We start from the raw sequence: 25,967 nt of genomic DNA, 5'->3' as shown, positions 1-25,967 counted from the left end.
GGTGACCGCGCGCCGGTCCAACCGCCGCGCCCCGGAGCCGTTCAATTTTGCAGCAAGCCACGTGCCAATTTGCCGGGCAGCCCGCCCCCTCTCTGGCGTCGATATTGCATATCCAGCCGGGCCAGGGGCGGATGCGTATGATGTCGATGATGTACCAAGCCTATCAGAACCACATGGACCTCACGGCGCCATGGCGGACCGGGGCTGCAGCGGCGCTGAAATACCTCAATCTGGTGCCGCAGGGCGCCGCCGACCGGGTTTACGGCCGGCTCGCGGCGGCGCTTGAGCTGATCTCGCGCTCCACCCTGACCTACGCCCGTCCGGACTACGCCATCGGCAGCGTGTCCGCCGGCAACCGGGAATACCAGGTGACCGAGGAGGTCGCCTATGCGACGCCGTTCGGCTCGCTGCTGCATTTCAGGAAAGTGGACGGACCGGAGCAGCCGCGGCTCCTGCTGGTGGCGCCGATGTCCGGCCATTTTGCCACGCTGCTGCGCGGCACCGTGAAGACGCTGCTGCAGGACCACGACGTCTACATCACCGACTGGCACAATCCGCGCGACATCCCGCGCCAGGAGGGCCGCTTCGGGCTCGAGGACTACACCGACCATCTGATCGACTTCCTCGGCCAGCTCGGCCCGCGCGCGCATATGGTGGCGATCTGCCAGCCTTCGGTGTCGGCGCTGGCGGCTGCCGCGGTGATGTCCGAAGACAATCATCCGGCGCGCCCGGCATCGCTGACCCTGATGGCCGGACCGATCGACACGAGGATCCTGCCGACCAAGGTGAACGAATTCGCCAAGAGCAAGCCGATCAAATGGTTCGAGGACAATCTGATCAACTACGTGCCGATGCAGTGCAAGGGCGCGTTGCGTCAGGTCTATCCCGGTTTCGTGCAGCTCACGGCGTTCGTCTCGATGAACCTGGAGCGCCACATCAAGCAGCACATCGACCTCGCCGACCATCTCGCCAAGGGCGAGACCGCCAAGGCCGAGGTGATCAAGACGTTCTACGACGAGTATTTCGCGGTGATGGATCTGCCGGCGGAATTCTATATCGAGACCGTGCGCGACGTGTTCCAGGAGCATCTGTTGCCGCAGGGCATGCTGATGCATCGCGGCCGCCCGGTGAACCCGGCCGCGATCCGGCGCATGGGTCTGATGACGGTGGAAGGCGAGAAGGACGACATCTGCTCGATCGGGCAGACGCTCGCCGCTCAGGACCTCTGCACCGGCGTGCGCACCTATCGCAAGGTGCACCACATGCAGGCCGGCGTCGGGCACTACGGCGTGTTCTCCGGCAAGCGCTGGAACAACGAGATCTACCCGCTGCTGCGCGATTTCGTGCATGTGAATTCGTGAGGGATTCCGCGTAGCCCGGATGAAGCGAAGCGCAATCCGGGGAAGTGTTTCCGCGGAGAGGCCGGTCCCGGATTACGCTGCGCTTCATCCGGGCTACGAAATCTCGCCTCTCGACACTGCTCCATCTGCGTCATTGCGCGCCTCGCAAAGACGCGGCGGCTAGTCACGCATTCCCCCGCGCAGTAGTCTCCCGGCCACGACGACCCGTTTCCCAAGAATCGTCCAGGGAGAAACTCCATGCGTGCCACCTTCCGCACCCTCACGCTCGCCGTCATCGGCGCCCTCGCCCTCACGTCAGCCGCAGCCGCCGCCGAAGTCCATGTCATGATCTCGGGCGGGCTGACCGCGGCCTACAAGGCGCTGGTGCCGGAATTCGAGCGCAAGACCGGGCACAAGGTGGTGACCGCCTTCGGGCCGTCGATGGGCACCACGACCAACGCCATTCCGGTGCGGCTGGAGCGCGGCGAGCCGGCCGACGTGCTGATCATGGTCGGCTATGCGCTGGGGGACCTCATCAAGCAGGGCAAGGTGACGGCCGACAGCCGCGTCGACCTCGTGAAGTCGCCGATCGGCGTTGCGGTGAAATCAGGCGCACCGAGGCCGGACATCGGCTCGGCCGACACCGTCAAGCAGGCGCTGCTGGCAGCGAAATCGGTCGCCTATTCCGACAGCGCCAGCGGCGTCTATGTCTCGACCGAGATGTTCGGCAAGCTCGGCATCGCCGATCAGATGAAGGACAAGGCACGGATGATCCCGGCGACCCCGGTCGGGGAGATCGTCGCCAAGGGCGAGGCCGAGATCGGCCTGCAGCAGATCTCCGAGCTGAAGCCGGTTGCCGGCATCGACATCATAGGTCCCTTGCCGGAGCCGCTGCAGAAGATCACGGTGTTCTCCGCCGGCATCGCGACCGCGTCGAAACAGCCCGAAGCCGGCAAGGCGCTGATCGGCTTCCTCGCCTCATCATATGCGCGCGATGCGCTGGTCAAGAGCGGGCTGGATCCGATCGCTGGCGGGGCAACGGATTAGCGGCATCGCCTCTCTCTCCCCGTCATCCTGAGGTGCGAGCCTTGCGGCGCACTTGCGCCGCTGGGCGAGCCTCGAAGGATGAATCGGCCCCGCTGGTGGCCGTCGACCCTTCGAGACGCGCGCAAGAGCGCGCTCCTCCAGCGCAAAGGCGGAGCCTTTGCGCGGGGGTGACGGGACCAAGATTGGAAACCCTACCGCAAATGATGCGCGCCGTAGGCGAGCAGCACCACCACGACCAGCGCCAGCAGCAGCGTGGTCGACTTCCAGAACAGCACCGGGTTGCGCTCGATCAGCGGCGTCGATGACGTCGTCAGATATCTTGCATTGGGATTGCGCAAGTCGAACAAGAACTCCGAGAAGGTGTCGTAGCGCTTCAGCGGATTGGCGTGCACCGCGCGCTCCAGCGTGCCGTCGACCCAGGCCGGAATCTCGCGGCCGCCATGCGCGGCCGGGCGATACACCAGCCGGTTGAAGTCGGATCGGGTGCGGGCGCGCGCGATCTGCGCACCATAGGGCAAGCGGCCCGTCAGCATCTGATAGGTGACGACGCCGAGCGAGAACAGGTCGGAACGCGCGGTGCCGCCCTCGCCCAGGAAATACTCCGGCGCGGTGTATTGCTGGGTGCCCAGAATGTCCTCGACATCAGCCGGCGCCGCATCGGCAACGCCCGAGATCCGCGTCGAACCGAAATCGATGATCTTCACCGTACCGGTCCTGTCGATCATGATGTTGTCGGGCCTGACGTCCTGGTGCAGCATCTCCTTGCGGTGAAAGGCGCGCAGCCCTTTTGCAATTTGCTCGGTGATGTCGCGCACTGTCTCCAGCGCCGGTGCGGGATTATCGATCATCCACTGCGTCAGGGTCTGGCCGTCGATATACTCCATCGCGACATAGAGGACGTTGCGCTTGCGCTGCGGCAGAAACGGCTTCAGCACATGCGGGCTGTCGATCCGCCGGGCGACCCATTCCTCCAGCATGAAGCGCTTCAGATAGGCGCCATCGTCACGCAGGTCGATCGAGGGGATCTTGATCGTGACCGTGGTGCCGCTCTCCTCGTCGACCGCGAGATAGATGTGGCTGCGGTGCGATGCATGCAGCTCGCGGACGATGCGGTAGCCGTCGAACAGCATCCTTGCATCGAGCAGCGGCGGCAGCGGCAGCTCGGTGGGCTGGCCGAACACCTCGCTGGCGTCGCCGTCGGGCAATTCGTCGATCCGGATGATCTGCGCGGTGAGATTGTCCGGGCTGCCGTTCTGATAGGCCTGCTCGACGATCGACTTCGCGGCGGCATCGAGATCGGCCGCGCCATCCCTGATCGTCTTCGCGAGCTGCCGCGCGGGGACGTGCTCGTAGATGCCGTCGGTCACCAGCAGGAAGGTGTCGCCGCGCTCCAGCGCGAGATTCTGGTAGTCGATCTCGAGCTGCGGATTCACGCCGAGCGCGCGGCCGAGATAGCTCTGCTGCGAGGAGATCACGACGCGGTGGTCGTTGGTCAGTTGCTCGAGGCTGTTGCCCGCGACGCGGTAGATCCTCGAGTCGCCGACATGGAACAGATGCGCCGTGGTCGAGCGGATGACCAGGGCGCTCAGCGTGCAGACGTAACCCTTGTCCTTGTCGTAGGGGTTCTGGCTGCGCCTGGTCTGCGCGTGGAGCCAGGAATTGGTCGCCTCCAGCACCCGCTGCGCCGAGGTCTTCACCGACCAGGATTCCGAGGTGCAGTAGTAATCGGTCAGGAAGCTCTTGACCGCGGACTCGGCGGCGATGCGGCTGACGCTGCTCGAGGAGATGCCATCGGCAAGCACCACGGCGATGCCCTTCAAGCCGAGCAGCGGCTCGTCGGGGATCAAGACGCCGTGGAAATCCTGATTGGTGTCCTTGCGGCCCTGATCAGAGAATTGCCCGACCGATATTGTCAGCGCGCGCGGCATCGACCGTCCCAATGCGGATGGGGCCCTCCGTGACAGGAGAGCCCCATAAGCCGGCCAGGATCAAGCCGCGAGGCGCTGGCGCTTCGGCGCCGTCTTCACATGCGTCGTGTAGAGCGTGAGCCCGGTGAAGGCGAGGCCGCCGGCGAGGTTGCCGAGCACGGTCGGGATTTCGTTCCAGATCAGGTAGTCCATGATCGAGAACTTGGCATGGAGCATCAGTCCCGACGGGAACAGGAACATGTTCACCACCGAATGCTCGAACACCATGTAGAAGAACACCAGGATCGGCATCCACATCGCGATGACCTTGCCGGGCACCGTCGTCGAGATCATGGCGCCGACGACGCCGGTGGAAACCATCCAGTTGCAGAGCATGCCGCGCATGAACAGGGTAGCCATGCCCGCCGCGCCATGCGCCGCGTAGCCCAGCGTTCGCGCTTCGCCGACGTTTCCGATGGTCATGCCGACCTTGTCGGGCTCCTGCGTGAAGCCGAACGTGGTCACGAACGCCATCATGAACGCCACCGTGAGCGCGCCGGCAAAGTTGCCGATGAAGACGAGGCCCCAGTTGCGCAGCACGCCGCCGAGCGTGACGCCGGGGCGCTTGTCGAGCAGCGCGAGCGGCGAGAGAACGAACACGCCCGTCAGCAGGTCGAAGCCCAGCAGATAGAGCATCACGAAGCCGACCGGAAACAGCAATGCGCCGACGAGCGGCTGGCCCGTGTTGACGTTGATCGTCACGGCAAACCAGGCCGCCAGCGCGAGGATCGCGCCGGCCATGTAGGCGCGGATCACGGTGTCGCGCGTCGACATGAAGATCTTGGATTCGCCGGCGTCCACCATCTTGGTGACGAATTCGGACGGTGCGAGATAGGCCATTCGTAAAATTCCCCTTGCGCAATTCGGCCGCGCCGGTTGCCTGCCGGAAGCGACGCGGGTTGGTTGAATTGCTCGTCCGTCCGGGAAGTGAGCCAGGGGGTGCAACGATTGCTCGCGACGCCCGGGCGGGGCGCCTTGATCCCCTCACCTCGGCCTGCATTGGCTTCGGCAATCCGGAGGACGGCAGTCGTCATTGACTGGTGCAATTAAAAGCAATGGACATGCCAACTGGGGGCGCTGGCGGACGGCTCTAAATCCCTGTTAATCCAATGAGTTAGACAGGTGGCGCAGGAACCACCCCGCGCGATGGCGCGGAATTATGCAGCATGCCCAGATGTCGCCCAGTGCGCGCCTTTCCATCCCCGTCATCCTGAGAGTCTGACTCCAAATGAGCTGAGTATTTTCAGGGCGTAGCGAGGCGTCGGGTCAAGAGTCTGAGATGGGCTACGAGGAGCCAGGCGACCTCAGTTGAGGCGGAGCCCTCGAAATCTCTGGAGAGGCGGCGACACCTGCCGAACCACGCGAAGGTGCGCTCGACGACCCAGCGTCGTGGTAAGAGCTGGAAGCCTTTGACCCCAGGCGGCCGCTGAACGATCTCAATGGTCCATGGCCCGCAATGGGAGAGCGCGCCAACAAGCTGCTTTCCGCGATAAACCCGGTCAGCAAAGACATGACGCAGTTTCGGAAAGCGCTCTCGCACGCGCTCCAGTAAGGGGACTGCACCATGCACGTCCTGAACATTGGCTGGGTGAACGTGGACGGCCAGCAAGAGACCGTTGGTATCGGTGACGATGTGCCGCTTACGTCCGTTAACACGTTTGCCCGGATCGAAGCCGCGCGGGCCGCCGGCTTGTGTCGTCGAAGCGCTCTGACTGTCGATGACGGCCGCCGTCGGTGTCGGCTTGCGGCCGAGTTTGCGCCGTGCCTGTCGGACCAGAGCCTTCACGATCCTGTGCCATCGGCGAGTATCGCGCCAAGTATAGAAATAACCTTGCACCGTCGAGTACGGCGGGAACTCCCGCGGCAGAGCGCGCCATTGGCAGCCGGTGGACAGAATGAACAAAATGGCCTCGACCACCTTGCGCAGATCAACCTTCCGCGGGCGGCCCAATCGACGCCGACCCGGCAACTTCCTGGCTATCAGACGCCACTCCGCGTCGGTCATGTCGCTTGCATAGCGCAGTCCGTTCCGCAGATACTGAGCACGAGTGATTTTGGTCCATGGCATGGTGCACTCCCTCGAATCTTCGCAAATCCGAAGGAATCACAGCCGACTGAAATCACTCACTGCTTTTTCGGTCAGGCTCTGAGGAGCGCGTAGCGCGTCTCGAAGGATGCACGGCCTGGCTGGTGGCCGTCGATCCTTCGAGGCTCGCAAGAGCTCGCACCTCAGGATGACGGGGATAGTTGAGAATGACGGGGATGGGGTCGATACGCGCCGATCTACTTCACCTCGGTACGGACCGGGGAGCCCTTCAGCCCGTTATTGTCATAGGCCTTGCGCAGCGTGCCGTTGGCGATCGCATCGGTCATGAACCTGGTGGCGAATGCCGCGGCCAGCGGATGGTTGAGCGGCACCGCAACCGCAGTGACGGTCTGCTTGAAGGTCTCGTCCAGCACGCGGGTGCCCGGAATCTTTTTGGCCATCGCAATGAGCTGGTCGCGCGACAACGCGAACGCGTCGATCTCGCCGCTCTTCAGCAGATTGAAGATCTCGTCATAGGTCTGATAGCCCGTGACCTTGGCGTGCTTGAGATGCGCGATCGCGCCGCGCATCGTGGTGGTGGCATTGACGGCAGCGACCTTGACGCCGTCCTGGTCCAGCGCTGCGAAATTCGCGATCGTCGAGCCCGGCTTGACGATATAGGTGGCGTCGGCAACCTCGTAGATCGGCCCGAACGTCATCCTGGTCTCACGCTCGGGATCCTTGGGCAGGAAGGTGATGTCCCAGCTGTTGCTCGACGCCGCGTCGGTGATCTGGCCGGAATTCTGGTGCACGACATACTCGACGGGAACGCCGAGTTGCGCCGCCATCTCCCTGCCGAGATCGACGGGAACGCCGGCATAGCCGTTCTCGGTCCGGGTCGACCAGAACGCGCCGCCCGCCGGGCTGATCGCGATCGCGACCCGGAGCTTTCCGGTCGGCGCGATCTGATCCTTCAAGGCGTCGGCATTGGCGGATACGGCCATGACAATCACTCCCAGAACGAGGCCAGCCAGACGCAGCAGTCGCGACAACATCGGATGCCCTCCACGCCGGGTCTAGCGCCCGGCGGCGCGCAACAAACCGCACGAGGCCGCTTTGCGCAAGCGGCGGTCGCGCAAGGGAGCTATCCGTATCGGCCTATTTGACCCGGATGGTGATTTTTTCGGAGACGACCGGCGGGTTGAATGGATAGTGCTTGGCGTCGCCCAGCACCAGCTGCAAGGTATGCTTGCCGGGCGCCAGATCGAGCTGCGTCTCGGTCTGGCCCGCACCGAAGTGCTGGTGCGACTTGTCCGACGGGATCGGCTCATTCGGATTGAGCGGCTCACCCGCGTCGATCAGAAGATGGTGATGGCCACTGTTCGGATATTCGTCGCCGGCATGGGTGACGCCCATGTTGCGCAGCCCAAAGCGGCACGCGAACGGGCTTTTGACCTTAGCTCCGTCGCGCGGCCAGATGAAATACAGCTTGGTGTCTTTCCCCGCCGGCTTGTTTTGCGCGGTGGCGGGGCTGGCAAGCAATGTCAGTGCCGCAGCGAGCATGATCAGGCCTGCACTTTTCATAACCCCTCCAAACCTGGCGCTTGCAGACGATCTCTCAGGGAGACAGCGCGACCCGGAAACCGTGGGTCGGATAGCGAACATTGGTGTCGTAATTGTCGCGATTGGCCGGACGGACGTAGCGCGCGTCATTCTTCCAGGAGCCGGAACGAATGACATGGGAGCCGCAGTCGCCGCCGGACCACACCGCGCCGTCGGCCGGGGCGCCCTGGTAGTTCCTGTGCCAGCAATCCTCGACCCACTGATCGACGCTGCCGCCCATGTCGTAAAGACCGAACGGATTCGGCTTGAAGCTGCCGACCTTGACCGGCTGCTCGGCGGCACCGGCGCCGCCGCCGCAATCCTTGCAACTGGCATTGCCCGATTGCATCTGATCGCCCCACCAGTATCTCGATTGCGTTCCGCCACGCGCCGCATATTCCCATTCGGCTTCGCTCGGAAGCCGGTAAGCCTTCTTCGTCCCCTCGGCGAGCCAGGCCACATACTGTTTCGCATCGCTCCAGCTGACATTGGTGACGGGAACGTCGTCTTTGCCACTGGCTGTGAAGCCGCACGCCTTGGCCGCCGCGCAGGCATTCCATTCCCGCACGGTGACCGGATATTTGCCCATCGCGAACGGCTTGACCGTCACCTTGCGGATCGGCCGCTCCGAAGGGTCGTCATTGCTTCCCATCGAGAAGCTCCCGCCCTGGAGCGCAATCATTTCGGGCTCCGGCACGGACACTGCAGGACCTGTCGAGGGCGCGACTTGAGGCGAGGCTTGCTGCGTCGGTGCGGCACCTGGGACCGGACTTGCAGCTTGGCCTGGAGCCGGGCTCGGTGCCGGCTGCTGAACGGCCGGCGATGCGGCCGGTGACGGCGGCACCTGCGCCACGTCGATCGGCTTGCTGCGCGGTTGCGCCAGCATGTACCAAAGCACGCCGCCAGCGATGACTGCGACCGCCAGTCCGAGCAGCGTAAGCAGGATGGACTCACGGCGCCGGCGCGTCCTCTGGTACGCGGCAGCGTCCGGCAACACGCGATAGACCCGGACCGGATCAGTGATGTTCTTGACCTTCTTGTCGCCGAGCGATTCATACCCGCAGACCATCTTGTGCTTGATCTGCTCGTAGATGCCGCCGGAGATGAAGACTTCGCCGGGCGCTGCAATCCCTTCCAGACGCGAGGCCACATTGACGCCGTCGCCAAAGATATCGTCGGCCTCGATGATGACGTCGCCGAGGTTGACGCCGATCCGGTACTCGATCCAGTGATCTCTCGCGATCGCCGCGTTGCGGCCGATCATGTTCTGCTGGATCACGATGCTGCACCGGACGGCCTCGACCGGGCTGTCGAACATCGCGATGAACCCGTCGCCGGTTGTCTTGACCAGCTTGCCGTGGTGCTCGGAAATGGTGGGCTCGATCAGATCGCGCTCGATCCGCTTGACGCGGTTGTGGGTGCCCTCTTCGTCGAGCTCCATCAGGCGGCTGTAGCCGGCGATGTCGCCGGCAACGATCGCGGCGAGGCGGCGCGGCATCGATTCGCCGTGCGGTGGCTTGCCCGGCTTGCCGGATCTGAAGTCGCGAATTTCGCCCATGGCTTCGGCTGCTCCACAAACCACAAAATGGCAGTGATCGGCGCAACCGGCGCCTTCGGCCCGAAGGCCCATGTGGAGCGTATCACACCGCCGGGACCGGACAAGTTTGCGGACGCAATTGTGTGATGCGCGAAAAAGCGCCATCCGCTTGGAGCGGATGGCGCTTGGGGCTCATTTCAGGCGGAAATGCCGCGGCAAACCGACCGCGTCAGTTCACCTGCGTGGCGGGCGTCCGGATCTCGCGCGGCAGGATGATCGCGGCCGCAATCGCCAAGAGGCACAGCGCCGCGAACGCGCGCAGCATCATGGAGAAGCCGCCCTGGTCGTACAGCCAGGCCACCAGGCCGACGGAGGCGCCCGCCGCGGTGAAGCCGACGAAATAGCGCACCGCGTAGGCGCGCGAGCGCCATTCCTCTGTGGTGTACTTGCCGACCATGGCATCGTTCACCGTGACCTGGCCGAACGCGCCCATCACGATGCCGATCGAGACCACGATCAGCGGCAGGTTGGACAGGCTCGCCGCCAGATATAGAAACGGCGCCAGCATGAACGACAGCGGCAGCGCCACCGTCTTCAGCGAATGCCGGTCGAGCAGCTTGCCGATCGTGTACTGCGTCATCGCGCCGAACACATAGACCCCAGCCGCGATCACGCCGAGCAGCGCCGGGCTCCTGGTCAGATCGGCGAGCCGTTCGGCGAACAGTTTCGGCAGCGCCACCGTCACCGCGTTGAACGTGGTCGAGATCGCGATCACCACGATCAGCAGCGACAGCACCACCCGCCACATGTCTTCCTTGGCGACGCGCACCTGGGCTGCGGCCTGCCTGGAGCCCTTGCGGTCCTCATGCACCACCGTCATCGCAAAGGCGATGCCGACCAGTACGGTGACCGTGCCGGGCACGATGAAGGCCCAGCGCCAGCCGAGATACTGGCCGATCACGCCGGTCACCAGCGCCGAGGAGGCGACGCCGAGATTGCCCCAGACGCCGTTGATCCCCATCTGGGCGCCGAGCTTCTCGGCATAGGACACGATCATCGCGGTGCCGACGGGATGGTAGATCGAGGCGAAGATGCCGATCGCCAGCAGTGCGGCGCCGAGTTGCAGCGGCGTCTGCACGAAGCCCACCGAGATCATCGACAGGCCGATGCCGACGAAGAAGATCACCATCATGTGGCGGCGGCTCCAGCGATCGCCGAGCCAGCCCGTGATCAGCGAACCGGCGCCGAAAGCGATGAAGCCCGGCGTCGCATAGGGCAGCAGTTCCGAATAGGCCATGCCGAGCGCCGGACCCATGATGATGACGGCGGCCGCGAAAATCAGCATCGCGTAGTGATCGATGAAATGGCCGGCGTTGACGAAGCTGATCACCCGGCTTGGACTGTTGGTTGGGCTGCTCATGGGGAGATCTTTCACTGGCAAGTCTCTCACGCGATTCTTCAATTGCTCGAAAATAGGTTATAGGTCCTTGTCCTGACGGGATGTCGCCAATGACTATCGCTGAGCCGCCAATAAGAGCCCTCCACAAGGACCGGCGCGTCACCGGCGATGGCGTGCACATGGTCGCGCGCAGCTACCAAAAGGGCGTCCGCCTCGACCCGCACATGCACCGCGAAGCACAACTGGTTTATGCCGCGAGCGGCACCATGCAGGTGACGACGCCGAAGGGCCGCTGGCTGGTGCCGCCGGACCGCGCAGTGTGGGTCCCTGCCCTGCTCCCCCACGCGATCGACGTGCTCGCCGATATCGAGATGCGCACGCTGTATTTCGACCGGGCCTGGCTCGCCCGCGAAGCGCGCAGCGACAGCCTCGGCCATGAATTCGTGGTGCGGGTGTCGCCGCTGGTGCACCAGGCGATCCTTGCGCTGTTCGACACCTCATGCGGACGCGATCGCACCGACCTCCTGATCAGGCTCGTGATGCTGGAACTGCACCAGGCCGAAGATTCCGCGACCTTCATCCCGCTGCCGCAGGAGCCGCGCTGCCGCCGCGCCGCCGACATCGTGCTGGCCGATCCGACCAAGGATCACGAGATCGATGCGCTGGCGCGCACGGTCGGCACCTCGGCGCGGACGCTGTCGCGCCTGTTCTCGGCGGAGACGCAACTGTCCTTCAAGAGCTGGTGCCAGCGCGCCCGCATCGCGGCCGCGATCGAACGCCTGTCGACCAACGCGAATATTTCGGTCAAGCAGGTCGCCTCCGACCTCGGTTATGCCAGCGTGCCGGCATTTTCCCATGCGTTCCGCCAGGTTACCGGCAAGACACCGACCGCGTTCGCGGAGAAAACGTGAACGGGGTTTGTCACCGCCTGCAGCTCTGACGAATTGTACCGTTGTCGCCCTGCGACATATTTCCGTACGATCCATGCGCTTGATTGCAGTCCTCCCGACCTTAAATCCCGTGTAAGGTCCGGCTTCACTGAATACGACCCGCTGGATACGAACTGCCCATGGCCAACGCCTTCTTCTCCGATCTGCTCTCGACGATTTCCGAACGCGGCCGCGTCCTGCTCGGCCGCGCCAGCCCGGCCGACGACAAGCAGGATGCGTCCGAACTGCTGGAATTGTGCGAGGCGCTGCTGTCCGGCCGCGGCGAGGCCTCCGGCACCGCGATGGCGCGCGAAGTACTCGACCGCTACCACCACCTCGATGCCGCCGGCCGCCTGTCGTTCTTCCAGACGCTGGCGCGCGATTTCGGCCCCGATCACGCCAGACTGGCGCAGGCGATCGAGAGCTGGCGCGCCAAAGCCAATGGCGACGACGCCAGCGACCTGCATTTCGCCTCCGAGCCGCGCCGCCAGGAATTGATCCGCCGGCTCAATCGGGCGCCGGGCGGCACCGGCGAGTTGGTGTCGATCCGCTCGGATCTGCTTTCATTGATGAAGGGCAACAAGGACCTCGCCGCGCTCGATCGCGACGTGGTGCATCTGCTCTCGTCCTGGTTCAACAGGGGATTTCTCGTGCTGCGCAGGATAGACTGGTCGTCGCCGGCCAATATTCTGGAGAAGATCATCCGCTATGAGGCCGTGCACGAGATCCGCGACTGGGATGATCTGCGCCGCCGCATCGATCCGGTGGATCGCCGCTGCTACGCGTTCTTCCACCCGGCGCTGGCCGATGAGCCGCTGATCTTCGTCGAGGTCGCGCTGACCGAAGCCATCCCGGGCGCGATCGCGCCGTTGCTTGCGGAAGAGCGCGAGCCGGTGCCGGTCGAGAAGGCCCGCACCGCGGTGTTCTATTCGATCTCCAACACCCAGCGCGGGCTCGGCGGCATCTCGTTCGGCAGCTTCCTGATCAAGCAGGTGGTCGAGGAGCTGCGCCGCGAATTGCCGAAGCTCGACAATTTCGTGACGCTGTCGCCGGTGCCGGGCTTCATGCAATGGGTGAAGCAGGCCGATGACGTGCCGCTTACCGATGAGGACCGTCAGCTCCTGGAAAGCCTCGGCAAGCCCGACTGGTTCGAGAACGCCGAGCTCGCCACGCAGCTGCGCGCCGTGCTGGAGCCGCTCGCCGCCTATTACTTCCTGAAGGCGCGCACGCCGAAGGGACGGCAGATCGATTCGGTCGCGCGCTTCCATCTCGGCAACGGCGCGCGGCTGGAGCGGATCAACTGGCTCGGCGACCTCTCGCCCAAGGGCCTGCGCGAATCCGCCGGCGTCATGGTCAACTACCTCTACCGCCTCGACGACATCGAGAAGAACCACGAGGCCTATGCCAACAATGGCGAGGTGATCGCCTCGAGCACGGTGAAGAAGCTGTTGAAGGGCGAAGGCCGCCGGCTGCTGGACATGCGGCTGGGGTAGGACGCCGCTCTCTCCCCGTCCGCTATCGCGACAGCACGATCACAGCCGTCATGAGGCCCGGGCTTGTCGCGGGCCTCATGCCATTGCAGATCGCGGACGCAGCCCCGCCGGCAGATGCGCCTCGAGCCAGGCGGCGATCGCATGCTCGTTGCGATGATAGAGCAGACCTGCGCCGATCACGGCAATTCCGATCAGCGACAGCGAGAACGGAAACCACAGCGAGTCCTTGAAGACGACGTCGGCGAGATGTCCGAGGTAGATGCAGATGCCGAACGCGCCGAACACCGCATAGGCGCGCCGCATCAGGATCACGGCGATCGCGACCAGACCGACGTTGAGCAGGCAATAGACCACCTTCGAGAGTTCGGTCGAACCTTCGGACGCGGTAATGCCGCCCCAGAACGCCATCAGGCCGAACAGATGCAGCCAGAACGCAAAGTCACCATTGCGGCTGCGATAGTCGACGATCCAGGCCACCGCGAGCACGGCCAATCCGAACCACACCGACACGCGGCGCCGCGTCTCGAAGTCGGCATAATTCGTGCCGCTGAACCATGGTGCCAGATCCATCGACATGAACCACAGCGCGAACGCGATGATCGCGACGATGAAGGCGAAGCGAAAGTAGCGCAGCGCGACGACGCCGGCGACGACGGTCGCGATCTCCATGAAGATCCAGCTGCCTTTCACCCAGATGTAGAAATCCTGCATGGTTCCGGGCTTGCCGAACTTGCCCCACCAGCCGAGTTCGTCCTGGATGCCATAGACCGCAAGCGGTGCCATCGAGACCGCGATCGCGATCAGCAAGCCACCGGGAACCCGCAGATCCCTGCCGTACCAGAGATGGTGACCGGCCACGGCGAAAGCGGTGGCGTAGGCGACCGCGCAGGCCGTGAGCGCCCGCCCGCCCATCTGGGTGAACGCCAGGGTCGAGAACAGGCCCATGGCGCCGATCACGATCAGCGCGCCGGCGTACCAGAGCACGTGGGCAGCATCGAACCTGGCCGCCGGGCTTGCGTCATCAGTCGCGCCCTGCCCGTCATGGCTCGCCAGGAAGGCGAGCAACCGGTCCAGATCAGCCGCGCTGATCACCCCGGCATCGGCGGCGTCCCGGAGATTTTTCGCTGAATATGGCATGCGACTATCCTCATGGCCGGTTCCGCGCCCTCCCCCCGGTGGCTCGGAAAGAGGCGTCTCTCCTGGATGAGTATATCGGAACGTGAGCAACGTTCAATATTTTATTGAGCGACGCTCAAATTATTCTGCAGCAGGCTCAAGCAGGTCGGGCGGGGCCGGACGGGCGCTGGCTACTCCGCCAGCGCCTTCATCTCCGCGTACAGGTCCGACTTGCCCTCGAAGCCGATGCCGGGAAGATCGGGCATGACGATGTGGCCACCCTCGACGCGAACGCCGTCCGGGAACCCGCCATAGGGCTGGAACAGGTCGGGATAGCTTTCATTGCCGCCAAGGCCGAGGCCGGCCGCGATGTTGAGCGACATCTGGTGGCCGCCATGCGGGATGCAGCGGCTCGGCGACCAGCCGTGGGTCTTCAGCACCGCGAGCGTGCGCTGATACTCGCAGAGCCCGTAGGACAGCGCGCAGTCGAATTGCAGCCAGTCGCGGTCCGGCCGCATGCCGCCGTAACGGATCAGGTTGCGCGCATCCTGGTGGCTGAACAGGTTCTCGCCGGTCGCCATCGGGCCCGGATAGAATTCGGCCAGCGCGGCCTGCAACGCATAGTCGAGCGGATCGCCGGCCTCCTCGTACCAGAACAGCGGATACTCCCGCAGCATCTTGGCGTAGGCGATCGCGGTCTCCAGATCGAAGCGGCCGTTGGCGTCGACCGCGAGCTGCGCGTCGCGGCCGATCTCCTTCAGCACCGCCTCGATCCGCTCGCGATCCTCGGCGAGCGGCGCGCCGCCGATCTTCATCTTCACGACATTGTAGCCGCGGTCGAGATAGCCGCGCATCTCCTTGCGTAAGCTCCCGAGGTCCTTGCCCGGATAGTAGTAGCCGCCGGCGGCATAGACGAACACCCGCGGATTGGCGGTCAAGCCGTGACGCTCGGCAAGCAGCCGGAACAGCGACTTGCCCGCGATCTTCGCCACCGCGTCCCACACCGCCATGTCGATGGTGCCGACCGCGACCGAACGCTCGCCATGGCCGCCCGGCTTCTCGTTCGACATCAGCGTCGACCAGACCTTGTCCGGATCGAGGTTGTCGCCAGAGGCATCGAGCAGCGATTTCGGATCGGCTTCGAGCAGCCGCGGCGCGAAGCGCTCGCGGATCAGCCCGCCCTGCCCATAACGGCCGTTGGAATTGAAGCCGTAGCCGACCACCCGCCTGCCGTCGCGCACCACGTCGGTGACCACGGCGACCAGGCTCGAGGTCATCTTGGTGAAGTCGATATAGGCGTTGCGGATCGGCGAGGAGATCGGCTTGGTGACCTCGCGGACGTCGACGATGCGGACGGACATGGTGAGCTCTTCAAGTTAGGCTCGCCACCCCTCTCCTCACTGTCATTGCGAGGAGCGAAGCGACGAAGCAATCCATTTCTCAACAAGCGGCGCGATGGATTGCTTCGCTGCGCTCGCAATGACGGTGGAGAGTGCCCGTCAGGACTTCGCCTTATCCCGGAAATACGGCTCGACCGGCCCGTGCACCTTGATGGTCAGCGGGTTGCCGTAGCGGTCCTTGGCGTTGCCGGCGGTGACCCGCACCCAGCCTTCGCTGATGCAATACTCTTCGACATTGGTCTTCTCGGCACCCTTGAAGCGGATGCCGACATCACGCGAAAGAATCTCCGCGTTGTAATACGGGCTGTTCGGATCGACCGAGAGGCGGTCGGGAAATTGGTTGTTGGTGTCGTCGCTCATAGCAGCGCCTCGATTTCCTTCTTCAATCCTTCGGGCCGGGCGGTCGGCGCATGCCGCGCCACGACCTTGCCGGAACGATCGACCAGGAACTTGGTGAAATTCCATTTGATCGCCGGCCCGAGCAGGCCCGACTTCTCACGTTTCAGGTGCTCGTACAATGGATGCGCACCTGAGCCATTGACGTCGATCTTGGCGAACATCGGAAACGTCACGGCGTAGTTGGTCTCGCAGAACGCGGCGATCTGCTTGGCATCGCCCGGCTCCTGCGCGCCGAACTGGTTGCAGGGAAAACCGAGCACGGCAAAGCCGCGCGGCGAGAGGCCAGCGTGCAGCTCCTGCAGGCCCTTGTATTGCGGCGTGAACCCGCAGGCGCTCGCCGTGTTCACGATCAGCAGCACCTGCCCCTCGAACCGCTGCAGCGGCACCTCGTCGCCTGTGAGCGACTTGGCGGTGAAATCGTAGACGGTTGCCATCTCTCTCCCTCACCTGCACATGATCTTGTCGGAAAACCGGTACCCACTTTTCCGGATCATGCGCTAGCTCACCGGATCGATCGGCGACGACGGCGTGCCACCGGCTTCCACCGCCTCACCCGCGGCAAGACAGAGGTCCTCGCGGTAGCGCCCGGCCACCAGTTGCACGCCGACTGGAATCCGCCCGACGAGGCCGGTGGAGACGACAAGCCCGGGAAGCCCCATGAAGGGGATCGCGATCTGCGGCAGCTGCGCGTGCCACACCCGCGCGAACGACGCCTCGTCCTTGCGGTCGAGATGATCGGGGAACGGTAGTTCGCCGGACACCGGCATCAGCAGCACCGGATATTTGTCGAGGAAGGCAAACCATTCGCGGGTCAAGGTCGCGCGGCGGGTCAGCGCCTGCGACAGGTCGAACGGATGCACCCTGGCGCGGACGCCGCGCAGGCAGGCCAGCGCGCCGGGATCGCCCTCGCGTTCCGCGAAGGCGAGCTGGGCCTCGTAGCCGTCGCCGAGCCAGAGCCGGGTCTGAATCTCGGCCGCCTCGCGCAGGGACGGCGTGTCGGCGATCTCCTCGACGATCCAGCCGGCGTCTCGCAACCGCTTGCCGGCATCGGCCACCGCGGCGACCACTTCCGGCACCGGATTGAGGCCATCGGGATTGAGGCACATCGCAACGCGCTTCTCGCGCGGCGGTCCCTCGAGCGGCACCGGCGCATACCAGGGATCGCGATAGTCCGGCGCGGACATCGCCGCGAGCGAGATGCGAAGGTCGTTGACAGTGCGCGCCAGCGGGCCCGACACCGCGCTGATCTGCGGGCCGATCGGACGCTCCGGCAAGGCCGCGTTGAAGGCGGGGATGCGCCCCATACTCGGCCGCAGGCCGTGCACGCCGCAGGCATAGGCCGGATAGCGGACCGAGCCCGCGATATCGGTGCCATGCGCAATGTGGCCGATGCCGGCCGCGACCGCGGAGCCCGCGCCGCCGGACGAACCGCCCGGCGTGATGCCGGGATCGCGCGGGTTCTTGGTGTCGCCATGAATGAGATTGGTGGTGAACCAGCGATAGGAGACCGCCGGGCAATTGGTGCGGCCGAGCAGCACCGCGCCGGCCTTGCGCAGATTGGCGACCACCGGGTTGTCGACCTTGGCGATCAGGTCGCGCTGCGCCTTCAGCCCGTTGGTGGTGGCGTAGCCTTCTTGGTCGACATTGACCTTGATCGTAACAGGCACGCCGGCGAGCGGACCGACCGCCTCACCGCGCGCAATTGCCGCATCGATCTTGGCGGCCTGCGCCAGCACGTCGTCCGGCCGGTGATCGACCACCGCGTTGATCTTCGGGTTGACCGCATCGAGCCGGGCGAGCCCGGCCTCGGCGGCTTCTTTCGCCGATACCTTCTTGGATTTGATGAGGCTGGCGAGCTCAGCCGCCGACAGACGCCAAAGATCCTGCATGTGCTACTCCGTATGACGGACGCGTTTTAGCGCCGCACGAAGGCCAAGACCAGACACCTGCCGCCCGATGTTTCAGCGGACATGCGCGATGTAATAGGCAAGGTCGCCGATCTGCTCCTTGGTGACCGTCTGCATCACGTCGGCCATGGTGGCGTCGTAGCCGTGGCGGCTGTTGTCCTTGTATTCGGCCAGGGTCTTGGCGAGATAGTCCTCGCGCTGGTTGGCGATCCGGGGGACGTTGTCCTTGCCGGAAAAATCGGTGTTGTGGCAGCTATTGCAGCGGTTCTGCTGCGCCAGCACCTGGCCGCGCGCCATCCGCGCCGAATCGCCGGCATCCGTAGGCGGCGTGGGCTTCGGCAAGGTGGCGATGAAGTCCGAGAAGGTGCGCAGATCGTCGTCGGTCATCGGTTTCGCCATCTCGTTCATCGGGTCGAATACCCTGAGCTTCTCGCGGAACATGAACAGCTGGATCAGCGCATAGGGCGCCTGCTGGCCGCCGAGCGAGGGCGTGTTTTCGGTTTCCGAGGTGCCGTGCTCGCCATGGCAGGCAAAGCACGCGACAGTGCGTTCCTGGATGGTCTCGGCGTTTGCGGAGAATGCGATGGAGGCAAGTGCCAGGGTGGCGATGATCGTTTTGTGCATTGGCCGCTCCGGGCATGTTCCGTCATTGCGAGGAGCGAAGCGACGAAGCAATCCATATCGCCGCAAGTGGCGGAATGGATTGCTTCGCTTCGCTCGCAATGACGGTGACTAGACTTTCGGCTTACTGGTTCGCGACCTTCGGCTTGCCGTAGCTGACGCGATAGACCGCGCCGTTCCAGTCGTCGGAGACGAGCAGCGAGCCATCCTTCAGCAGCATCACGTCGACCGGACGGCCGACATACTTGTTGTCCTCGAGGAAGCCGGTCATGAACGGCTCGACCGACTTCACGGTGCCGTCCTTGTTCAGCTTGACGACCACGACGTCACCGCCCTGTTTCTGCGACTTGTTCCAGGAGCCGTGACGCGCGACGAAGATCGCGTTCTTGTAGGTCTTCGGGAACTGGCTTCCGGTGTAGAAGCGCATGCCGAGCGAGGCGGTGTGCGGGCCCATCAGGCCGACCGGCGGCGTGTAGTCCTTGCAGTTCTTGCCCCAGCCGAGCTCCTGGTCGATGATGTTGCCTTGGTAGCAGTAGGGCGCGCCGAAATCCTCGCCCGCCTTGGTGACGCGGTTGAGCTCGTCTTCCGGCACCGTCTCCGACAGCCAGTCGCGGCCGTTGTCGGTGAAGTACATCTGCTTGGTCTCGGGATTCCAGTCGAAGCCGACCGAGTTGCGCACGCCGAGCGCGTAGACCTCGGCGCCGGAGCCGTCGAGATTGATGCGGCGGATCTGGCCGTGGTCGGCATCATGCAGCACGTTGTTGCCGGGCTGGCCGACCGGGACATAGAGCTTGTTGTCGGGGCCGATGGCGATGAACTTCCAGCCATGCGCCTCGTCCTTCGGCAGCTTGTCGTAGATGACGGTCGGCTTCGGCGGATTGTCCAGATTGTCCTCGATCTTGTCGATCTTGGAGACCTTCGAGAGCTCGGCGATGTAGAGCGTGCCGTCCTTGAAGGCGACGCCGTTGGGGCGGTAGAGGCCGGAGGCGATCACCTTGACCGAGCGTTTGCCGTCCTTGTTGACGATCGCATAGACCTTGTCGACGAGCCGGCTGCCGACGAACACGGTGCCCTTGTCGCCGAGCGCCAGCGAGCGCGCATTGGCCATGCCCGCGGCATAGACCTCGACATTGAAGCCGGCCGGTACCTTGAGCTTGGCGAGCGGCAACTTGTCGGGCGCGGACGGCAGCGGCGGCGGGGCCACCGGCGCGAGCTTGGCGGCGGCTTCATTGTCCGGACGCCCGATCATGGGCGAGCCCGGCGGCAGTGGCTGGGCGGCCGGTGCGGCACCTGGGGCCGGCGCGGCCGCCGGCTGTTGCGCCGCAGCGGAGAGCGTGAACGCTCCCAGCATGGCTCCCGCGAGCAGCAGGCTGCGCGGTGCGAACGAGTGTTTTTTCATGGATGATCTCCCCTGGGTGGAAGCCGTTGTTGATTGCGCCATTGACGTCACGCGGCGCCGTTCGGCTTTCCGTTCATAGTCTTGCGAATTTGTCCGGACAATTGCAATCGGAAACATGCTGACATCGGCCAACGCATGGTTGTGACCACGCGACCTGACCGGCGCGCGTCAGTGCCGCGTCATCGAGCGGTCCGGGCGGTCGAGGATCGCCTCCGTGAATGGAAACTCCAGCACGATCTCGCCCTCGTCGTCGGTCACCTCGATCACCGCGCTGAGCAGCGCTCCGTCGGCACCCTCGGTCTTGAGCAGTTCGCGAATCATCGCCCGCGCCATCTCCCACGCACGATCCGGATCTCGCAGGATTTCACCATCGGGGTCGGAGATCAGCTCGTCGCCGATACGGGTGTTGAAGAAATAGCGTGGCATCGGCAGAACTCGGCTCGGTTAGTCGCTTCCAGTCACGGGGAAGCACAGAATCGTCATCAGGACCTTCGGAGGACCGCAAGGCTCCTGTCTCATAGTCCAAGATCACCATTCACCGTGTGGCGAACAACAGGAAAAAGGTCTGATCCCACCGGGTTTTGACGGGAAATGCGCGCACAAATTTGTGAGTGGGTCGGATTTGCCTCCCGCAATGCAGCATGCGCTTCCGCAGGGCCGCTTGCGAAAAATTTAAGTGGCGAACTTTTCGAACCGCAGTAGTTTAACCCCCAGGGCGGAAAGTTCGTCCGGTTGCAACAAGGAGAGCCTAATGGCCTGGAAAGCACCGAAGATCGTCGAAGTGTCGGTCGGCATGGAAATCAACATGTATATGTGCGCCACCCGCAAGTAAGCGGCAGCGCCCTATACACGTTTAGCGTTTTAGCGCAGGTGGACATCCGGGCGTAACGCGCTCCCGAGCATGGGGGTGTGTTCCACAGCCGGGGTCCACCTCGTAACGTTTTTGGGTCCGAGTTTTTGGGTCCGTGTTAAACGTCTCCAGGGGACGGATCATGCTTCGTGTCGTCGTCCTGGGTGCCGCGGCGGGTGGCGGCGTTCCGCAGTGGAACTGCGGCTGTGCCGTCTGCAGGACGGCGCGAAGCGATCATCCGGAATTGCAGAGCACGCAAGCCTCGATCGCCGTCAGCGGCGATGGCGCGCACTGGTTCCTGGTCAACGCCTCCCCGGATCTCCGTCAGCAGTTGATCGCGACGCCCCAGCTGCATCCGAAGCACGGCGCCTTGCGCCACAGCCCGATCGCCGGCGTCATCCTCACCAATGGCGAGATCGACGCCGTCGCTGGACTGTTGTCGATGCGTGAGGGCTCGCCGTTTGCGATCTACGCGCATGAACGGGTGCTGGCGATCCTGCGTGCGAACGGCATCTTCAACGTGCTGAGCGAGAAAAACGTCGCCCGCCGACCGATCGCGGTCGACCAGGCCTTCGAGCCGGCCCTGCCCGACGGATCGCCGTCGGGGCTCGAGGTGTTGCCGTTCGAGGTTCCCGGCAAGGGCGCGTGGTATCTCGAGGGCAAGGCGCACCCGGCGGGCGCCGACGGCGTCGGCGATACGCTCGGCCTGCGTATTGCGGATAAGCGTAGCGGCAAATACTTCTACTTCCTGGCCGCCTGCGCCCGGGTGACCGACGACCTGAAGTCACGGCTCAAGGGCGCGCCGCTGGTGTTCTTCGACGGCACGGTGTGGCGCGACGACGAACTGATCGCGGCGGGCCTTGGCAACAAGACCGGCCAGGGCATGGGACATATCGCGATGTCGGGCGATCAGGGTGCAATCGCAAGCCTCGCCGGGCTCGACATCGGACGAAAAGTGTTTTTGCATATCAACAACTCCAACCCGGCGCTGCTTGGGACCTCGGCCGAACGCAAGGCGGCCGAACAGGCGGGCTGGCAGATTCCCTCCGACGGAACGGAGATCGTGCTGTGAATGTCGTGCTGACGTCTGGAATGACCGCGCTCTCGATCGGCAAGGGCATCACGCTCGACAGTGCCGAGGAGATGGAGGCAACGCTGCGCACGATCGGCGCGACGCGCTATCACAGCTTGCATCCGTTCCACCGCCTGCTGCACGGCGGCAAGCTCAACAAGGGCCAGGTGCAGGCCTGGGCGCTGAACCGCTATTATTACCAGAGCACGATCCCGTTGAAGGACGCGATGGTGATCTCGCGCTTCCGCGACCGCAACACCAGGATCGAATGGCGCCATCGCATCGAGGATCACGACGGCGATCTCGGCAATGAGGGCGGCATCGAGCGCTGGCTGAAGTTGACCGAAGGCCTCGGCCTCGACACGGCCTATGTCGAGTCCACCGAAGGCATCCTGCCGGCGACGCGCTTTGCCGTGGAAGCCTATGTGCATTTCTGCCGCGACCGTACGCCGCTGGAAGCGATCGCCTCCTCGCTCACCGAATTGTTCGCGCCGAACCTGCACGAGGAGCGCATCTCGGGAATGCTGAAGCACTACGACTTCGTCAATCCCGACATCATGAGCTATTTCAGCCGCCGCCTGACCCAGGCGCCGCGCGACGCTGGCTTTGCGCTCGATTACGTCAAGCAGCATGCGAAGACGCCCGCCGAGCGCGAAGCGGTCTGCAACGCGCTGATCTTCAAGACCAACGTGCTGTGGGTGCAGCTCGACGCGCTGTATCACGCCTATGTCGACGGCCAGATTCCGCCCGGCGCCTTCGTGCCGAAGACAGGCTAGGGACAAGATCATGGCCAGCCGCAACATCAGCGTCAGCGAGACCAGCCGGCCGAAACTGCCGCGCCATACCAAGCTGAAATTCGACGAGACGCGGCAGGTCTGGGTGATCCTGGCGCCGGAGCGCGTGCTGGCGCCCGATGAAATCGCGGTCGAGGTGCTACAGCTCTGCGATGGCGTGCGCAGCGTCGCCGAGATGGTGGACCAGCTCGCCGAAAAATACGCCGCCCCGCGCGAGGCGATCGCGACCGACGTGATCGCGATGCTGCAGGATCTGGCCGACAAGGGCTTTCTCACCGAAGCGCGCGAGAGCACAGCATGAGTGACACGCTCGCCGGTAACAAGACAACGACAGCAGGCCCGACCGATGGGCTCGCGGTGCTCGAGCAAACGCGCTCGGCGGCCGAGACTTACGGCATCCCGCTCGCGGTGCTGCTCGAAATCACCCACCGCTGTCCGTTGCAATGTCCGTATTGCTCGAACCCGGTCGAGCTCGACCGCGGCTCGACCGAGCTCACCACCGAGGAATGGAAGAAGGTGCTGAGCGAGCTTGCCGAGCTCGGCGTGCTGCAGATCCATTTCTCCGGCGGCGAGCCGACCGCGCGCAAGGACATCGTCGAGCTGGTGCAGCACGCGACCGATGTCGGGCTGTACTCCAACCTGATCACCTCGGCGGTGCTGCTGACCAGGGACAAGCTATCGGCGCTGGCCGATGCTGGCCTCAGCCATGTGCAGATCAGCTTCCAGGGCAATGAACCCACCGTTGCCGATCGCGTTGCGGGCCTCAAGGACGCGCACCGCAAGAAGCTCGAAGTCGCGAAATGGACGCGCGAGCTCGACATGCCGCTCACGGTGAACGCGGTGATGCATCGGCAGAACCTGCATCAGCTCTCCGACATCATCCAGATGGCGGTCGACCTCGATGCCGACCGGCTCGAAGTCGCCAACGTGCAGTATTACGGCTGGGCGCTGAAGAACCGCGCCGCGCTGATGCCGACGATCGAGCAGATCGAGGAGACCAGCCGCATCGTCGAGGAAGCGCAAGTGCGCCTGAAGGGCACGCTCGCGATCGACTATGTGGTGCCGGATTACTACGCGCTGCGGCCGAAGAAATGCATGGGCGGCTGGGGCCGGCAGTTCTTCAACATCTCGCCGGCCGGCAAGGTGCTGCCGTGCCACGCCGCAGAAAGCATCACCGGGCTGGAATTCGAGTCGGTGCGCTCGAACCATTCGATCGCCTGGATCTGGCAGAACTCGGAGGCCTTCAACCGCTATCGCGGCACGGGCTGGATGCCGGAGCCGTGCAAGAGCTGCGAGTTCCGCGAGGTCGACTACGGCGGCTGCCGCTGCCAGGCGTTTGCGCTGACCGGCGATGCCGGCAACACCGATCCGGCCTGCGCGCTGTCGCCGCGGCACGAGGAGATCTTCAAGCAGGCCGAGCAGGAATCCGCCGGCGCGCAGAACCGCTTCCTCTACCGCAACTTCGCCGGCGGCACGCTGGAGACCGAAGACCGCCAGGAAAAACCCAATGGCGCCTGATGCCGATGCCGGCAAGGCCGCGAAGCGCGCCGACCCTTTTGCTCCGCTCACATCGGAATGGCTCGATGTCGGCGATGGTCACGACCTGCACGTGGAGAGCGTCGGGCGCGAGGGCGGCATCCCCGCGGTCTATCTGCACGGCGGCCCCGGCAGCGGCTGCCAGCCGGATCATCGCCGCTTGTTCGATCCCGAGCGCTTTCATGCCGTGCTGTTCGACCAGCGCGGCTGCGGCCGTAGCCGGCCGAAGGGCAGCCGCGACCACAACACCACGCAGCATTTGATCGCCGACCTGGAAAAGATCCGCGAACGCTTCGGCTTCGCGCGCTGGATGGTGGTCGGCGGCTCCTGGGGCGCGACGCTGGCGCTGGCCTATGCGCAGGCGCATCCCGAGCGGGTCAGCGGGCTCGCACTGCGCGCGACGTTTCTCGGCACCCGCGAAGAGCTGGAGGACGTGTTCCTGCGCGCCCTGCCGCGCTTCTATCCCGGCCTCTCCGAGGATTTTCTCAACTTCCTGCCCGACGCCGAGCGTGCCGCACCGCTTGCGGCCTATTACCGCCGTATCCTCGATCCCGATGTCGAGGTGCATGCGCCGGCCGCACGCGCCTGGCACGACACCGAACGCACGCTGTCGGAGCACACGCCGAAGCAGGCGCGGCTCGACCTGACCAAGACAGCAGGCGCCCTGCCCTCGACGCCGTTCATGGAGGCGCACTACTTCGCCAACGATTGTTTCATGCGGCCGAACCAGCTGATGAGTGAAGCCGACAAGCTCGCCGGCATTCCCGGCATCATCGTACAAGGCCGCTACGATCTGCTGTGCCCGCCCGCCACATCGCACGCGCTCGCCGCGCGCTGGCCGGGCAGCGAGGTCCGCATCATCGATGGCGCCGGCCACATCCTCTACGATCCCGGCATCCGCAACGCCGTGATGAAGGCGATCGCGGATTTGGCGGCCGGGATTGCGAGATGACAACTGACGTCGGCCCTTCGTTTGTCCAACTCAACGAGGGCTGGAACGCCGAGCCAAATGCACCACACCCAAGGATCAAGGTAGTGGGCACCGACGTCTTCCTTAAGTTCTTTCTCAATCCCTATCAGTTTCCGCAGTTTGATCCTGACGAACTCGGAATCATTCGCTTTTCCGCTTGTTCGCGATATCGCATCGGCGCGACAAACGATGAGGGCTGGTATCGCGGAAAATGTCGTTACAGCGCTATCGCCCCAGCTTGGGGAGAGTTCTATGAGATCGTCGGTAGGGATGTCCGATTGGAAGAACCGACTGACTGGCAAGTTATCGAAACGACGTCGAGCGCCTCGCGGCATTTCCTGTTCTACCTGCGAGACGAGACGTTTGAATGCACTGCTACGGATTGGGAGTTCGCGACCGACCCAGTGAATGCCCTCGCGCAGAAGGTGCGACCATTGGGACGATCGTAACGGCCGCGTGGCCGGCGAGCGAGTCCAGGTCGCGCCGCAGACCCTGTTGCAGAGCCGCGACTATCCGGTGTTGACCCGCCATTACACGATTTCTGAATAATGGAAAAATACCCC

26 protein-coding genes are annotated in these 25,967 nt (G+C 64.3%); 11 read left to right on the top strand and 15 right to left on the bottom strand.

Features of this window, described 5'->3' with window-relative positions; all coding sequences use genetic code 11:
* Positions 1 to 137: 137 nt before the first annotated feature.
* Together phaZ and AAFG07_RS12390 are read left to right on the top strand one after the other, a co-directional pair.
* On the top strand, positions 138 to 1,361 hold the full coding sequence (gene phaZ, locus AAFG07_RS12395; RefSeq protein ID WP_212310802.1) for a polyhydroxyalkanoate depolymerase: 1,224 nt from the start codon (positions 138 to 140) through the stop codon (positions 1,359 to 1,361).
* A gap of 237 nt (positions 1,362 to 1,598) precedes the next feature.
* The gene (locus AAFG07_RS12390; RefSeq protein WP_342727513.1) at positions 1,599 to 2,387 is read left to right on the top strand and encodes a substrate-binding domain-containing protein; all 789 of its coding nucleotides are present in this window, start codon (positions 1,599 to 1,601) and stop codon (positions 2,385 to 2,387) included.
* Between the two features lie 191 nt (positions 2,388 to 2,578).
* Here the strand turns inward: AAFG07_RS12390 and AAFG07_RS12385 are convergent, their stop codons facing one another.
* The 7 genes from AAFG07_RS12385 to AAFG07_RS12355 form a co-directional block, all read right to left on the bottom strand.
* On the bottom strand, positions 2,579 to 4,315 hold the full coding sequence (locus AAFG07_RS12385) for a bifunctional protein-serine/threonine kinase/phosphatase (RefSeq protein WP_342727512.1): 1,737 nt from the start codon (positions 4,313 to 4,315) through the stop codon (positions 2,579 to 2,581).
* Between the two features lie 60 nt (positions 4,316 to 4,375).
* On the bottom strand, positions 4,376 to 5,194 hold the full coding sequence (locus AAFG07_RS12380; RefSeq protein ID WP_342727511.1) for a formate/nitrite transporter family protein: 819 nt from the start codon (positions 5,192 to 5,194) through the stop codon (positions 4,376 to 4,378).
* A gap of 403 nt (positions 5,195 to 5,597) precedes the next feature.
* Positions 5,598 to 6,422 (bottom strand): IS5 family transposase, encoded by an 825-nt coding sequence (locus tag AAFG07_RS12375; RefSeq protein WP_342722065.1) that lies wholly within the window; start codon positions 6,420 to 6,422, stop codon positions 5,598 to 5,600.
* Between the two features lie 215 nt (positions 6,423 to 6,637).
* On the bottom strand, positions 6,638 to 7,384 hold the full coding sequence (locus tag AAFG07_RS12370; RefSeq protein ID WP_342727510.1) for a transporter substrate-binding domain-containing protein: 747 nt from the start codon (positions 7,382 to 7,384) through the stop codon (positions 6,638 to 6,640).
* 154 nt (positions 7,385 to 7,538) lie between these two features.
* Positions 7,539 to 7,964, bottom strand: a complete 426-nt coding sequence (locus AAFG07_RS12365; protein ID WP_342727509.1) for a DUF4399 domain-containing protein — start codon at positions 7,962 to 7,964, stop codon at positions 7,539 to 7,541.
* Positions 7,965 to 7,998: 34 nt separating this feature from the next.
* Complete coding sequence (locus AAFG07_RS12360; protein WP_342727508.1) at positions 7,999 to 9,540, bottom strand: SUMF1/EgtB/PvdO family nonheme iron enzyme; 1,542 nt, start codon at positions 9,538 to 9,540, stop codon at positions 7,999 to 8,001.
* A 208-nt stretch (positions 9,541 to 9,748) separates the two neighbouring features.
* Positions 9,749 to 10,939, bottom strand: coding sequence for an MFS transporter (locus tag AAFG07_RS12355; protein ID WP_342727507.1), 1,191 nt, complete (start codon positions 10,937 to 10,939; stop codon positions 9,749 to 9,751).
* Positions 10,940 to 11,028: 89 nt separating this feature from the next.
* Between AAFG07_RS12355 and AAFG07_RS12350 the strand changes: the two genes are divergently transcribed.
* Entirely contained in the window at positions 11,029 to 11,829 is an 801-nt protein-coding gene (locus AAFG07_RS12350; protein ID WP_342727506.1) for a helix-turn-helix transcriptional regulator, read from the top strand.
* A gap of 158 nt (positions 11,830 to 11,987) precedes the next feature.
* Positions 11,988 to 13,340 (top strand): malonyl-CoA decarboxylase, encoded by a 1,353-nt coding sequence (locus AAFG07_RS12345; protein ID WP_342727505.1) that lies wholly within the window; start codon positions 11,988 to 11,990, stop codon positions 13,338 to 13,340.
* A 75-nt stretch (positions 13,341 to 13,415) separates the two neighbouring features.
* Here the strand turns inward: AAFG07_RS12345 and AAFG07_RS12340 are convergent, their stop codons facing one another.
* From AAFG07_RS12340 to AAFG07_RS12305, 8 genes are all read right to left on the bottom strand, one after another.
* A complete protein-coding gene (locus tag AAFG07_RS12340; protein ID WP_342727504.1) occupies positions 13,416 to 14,477 on the bottom strand; it encodes a hypothetical protein in 1,062 nt (353 codons plus the stop codon).
* 170 nt (positions 14,478 to 14,647) lie between these two features.
* The gene (locus AAFG07_RS12335) at positions 14,648 to 15,817 is read right to left on the bottom strand and encodes a mandelate racemase/muconate lactonizing enzyme family protein (RefSeq protein ID WP_342727503.1); all 1,170 of its coding nucleotides are present in this window, start codon (positions 15,815 to 15,817) and stop codon (positions 14,648 to 14,650) included.
* Between the two features lie 138 nt (positions 15,818 to 15,955).
* Positions 15,956 to 16,216 carry a DUF3297 family protein gene (locus tag AAFG07_RS12330; RefSeq protein WP_342727502.1) on the bottom strand — a complete coding sequence of 87 codons (261 nt, stop codon included), beginning with the start codon at positions 16,214 to 16,216 and terminating at the stop codon, positions 15,956 to 15,958.
* The gene (locus AAFG07_RS12325; RefSeq protein WP_342727501.1) at positions 16,213 to 16,689 is read right to left on the bottom strand and encodes a glutathione peroxidase; all 477 of its coding nucleotides are present in this window, start codon (positions 16,687 to 16,689) and stop codon (positions 16,213 to 16,215) included. Before AAFG07_RS12325 ends, AAFG07_RS12330 begins: the two co-directional genes overlap by 4 nt.
* 63 nt (positions 16,690 to 16,752) lie before the next feature.
* Positions 16,753 to 18,144: an amidase family protein gene (locus AAFG07_RS12320; RefSeq protein WP_342727500.1), complete on the bottom strand. Its 1,392-nt coding sequence runs from the start codon at positions 18,142 to 18,144 to the stop codon at positions 16,753 to 16,755.
* Between the two features lie 72 nt (positions 18,145 to 18,216).
* Entirely contained in the window at positions 18,217 to 18,786 is a 570-nt protein-coding gene (locus AAFG07_RS12315) for a c-type cytochrome (RefSeq protein ID WP_342727499.1), read from the bottom strand.
* Positions 18,787 to 18,907: 121 nt separating this feature from the next.
* The gene (locus AAFG07_RS12310; RefSeq protein WP_342727498.1) at positions 18,908 to 20,182 is read right to left on the bottom strand and encodes a PQQ-dependent sugar dehydrogenase; all 1,275 of its coding nucleotides are present in this window, start codon (positions 20,180 to 20,182) and stop codon (positions 18,908 to 18,910) included.
* 168 nt (positions 20,183 to 20,350) lie between these two features.
* On the bottom strand, positions 20,351 to 20,608 hold the full coding sequence (locus AAFG07_RS12305) for a hypothetical protein (RefSeq protein WP_016839844.1): 258 nt from the start codon (positions 20,606 to 20,608) through the stop codon (positions 20,351 to 20,353).
* A 325-nt stretch (positions 20,609 to 20,933) separates the two neighbouring features.
* Here AAFG07_RS12305 and pqqA point away from each other — a divergent pair, with 325 nt between their 5' ends.
* From pqqA to AAFG07_RS12270, 7 genes are all read left to right on the top strand, one after another.
* A complete protein-coding gene (gene pqqA, locus AAFG07_RS12300) occupies positions 20,934 to 21,014 on the top strand; it encodes a pyrroloquinoline quinone precursor peptide PqqA (protein ID WP_035635412.1) in 81 nt (26 codons plus the stop codon).
* A 160-nt stretch (positions 21,015 to 21,174) separates the two neighbouring features.
* Positions 21,175 to 22,104 (top strand): pyrroloquinoline quinone biosynthesis protein PqqB, encoded by a 930-nt coding sequence (gene pqqB, locus AAFG07_RS12295; protein WP_342727497.1) that lies wholly within the window; start codon positions 21,175 to 21,177, stop codon positions 22,102 to 22,104.
* Between the two features lie 20 nt (positions 22,105 to 22,124).
* A complete protein-coding gene (gene pqqC, locus AAFG07_RS12290; protein ID WP_076865727.1) occupies positions 22,125 to 22,880 on the top strand; it encodes a pyrroloquinoline-quinone synthase PqqC in 756 nt (251 codons plus the stop codon).
* Positions 22,881 to 22,890: 10 nt separating this feature from the next.
* Complete coding sequence (gene pqqD / locus AAFG07_RS12285; protein WP_076865728.1) at positions 22,891 to 23,199, top strand: pyrroloquinoline quinone biosynthesis peptide chaperone PqqD; 309 nt, start codon at positions 22,891 to 22,893, stop codon at positions 23,197 to 23,199.
* A complete protein-coding gene (pqqE, locus tag AAFG07_RS12280) occupies positions 23,196 to 24,416 on the top strand; it encodes a pyrroloquinoline quinone biosynthesis protein PqqE (RefSeq protein ID WP_342727496.1) in 1,221 nt (406 codons plus the stop codon). Before pqqD ends, pqqE begins: the two co-directional genes overlap by 4 nt.
* The gene (gene pip / locus AAFG07_RS12275) at positions 24,406 to 25,386 is read left to right on the top strand and encodes a prolyl aminopeptidase (protein ID WP_342727495.1); all 981 of its coding nucleotides are present in this window, start codon (positions 24,406 to 24,408) and stop codon (positions 25,384 to 25,386) included. Before pqqE ends, pip begins: the two co-directional genes overlap by 11 nt.
* Entirely contained in the window at positions 25,383 to 25,853 is a 471-nt protein-coding gene (locus AAFG07_RS12270; protein ID WP_342727494.1) for a hypothetical protein, read from the top strand. The genes pip and AAFG07_RS12270 overlap by 4 nt, the downstream gene beginning before the upstream one ends.
* Positions 25,854 to 25,967: the final 114 nt, after the last annotated feature.

It is taken from the genome of Bradyrhizobium sp. B097, assembly GCF_038957035.1.
Taxonomy (GTDB): Bacteria; Pseudomonadota; Alphaproteobacteria; order Rhizobiales; family Xanthobacteraceae; genus Bradyrhizobium.
The sequence above is the reverse complement of the archived record's forward strand: the minus strand, read 5'-3'. Positions and strand labels throughout refer to the sequence as shown.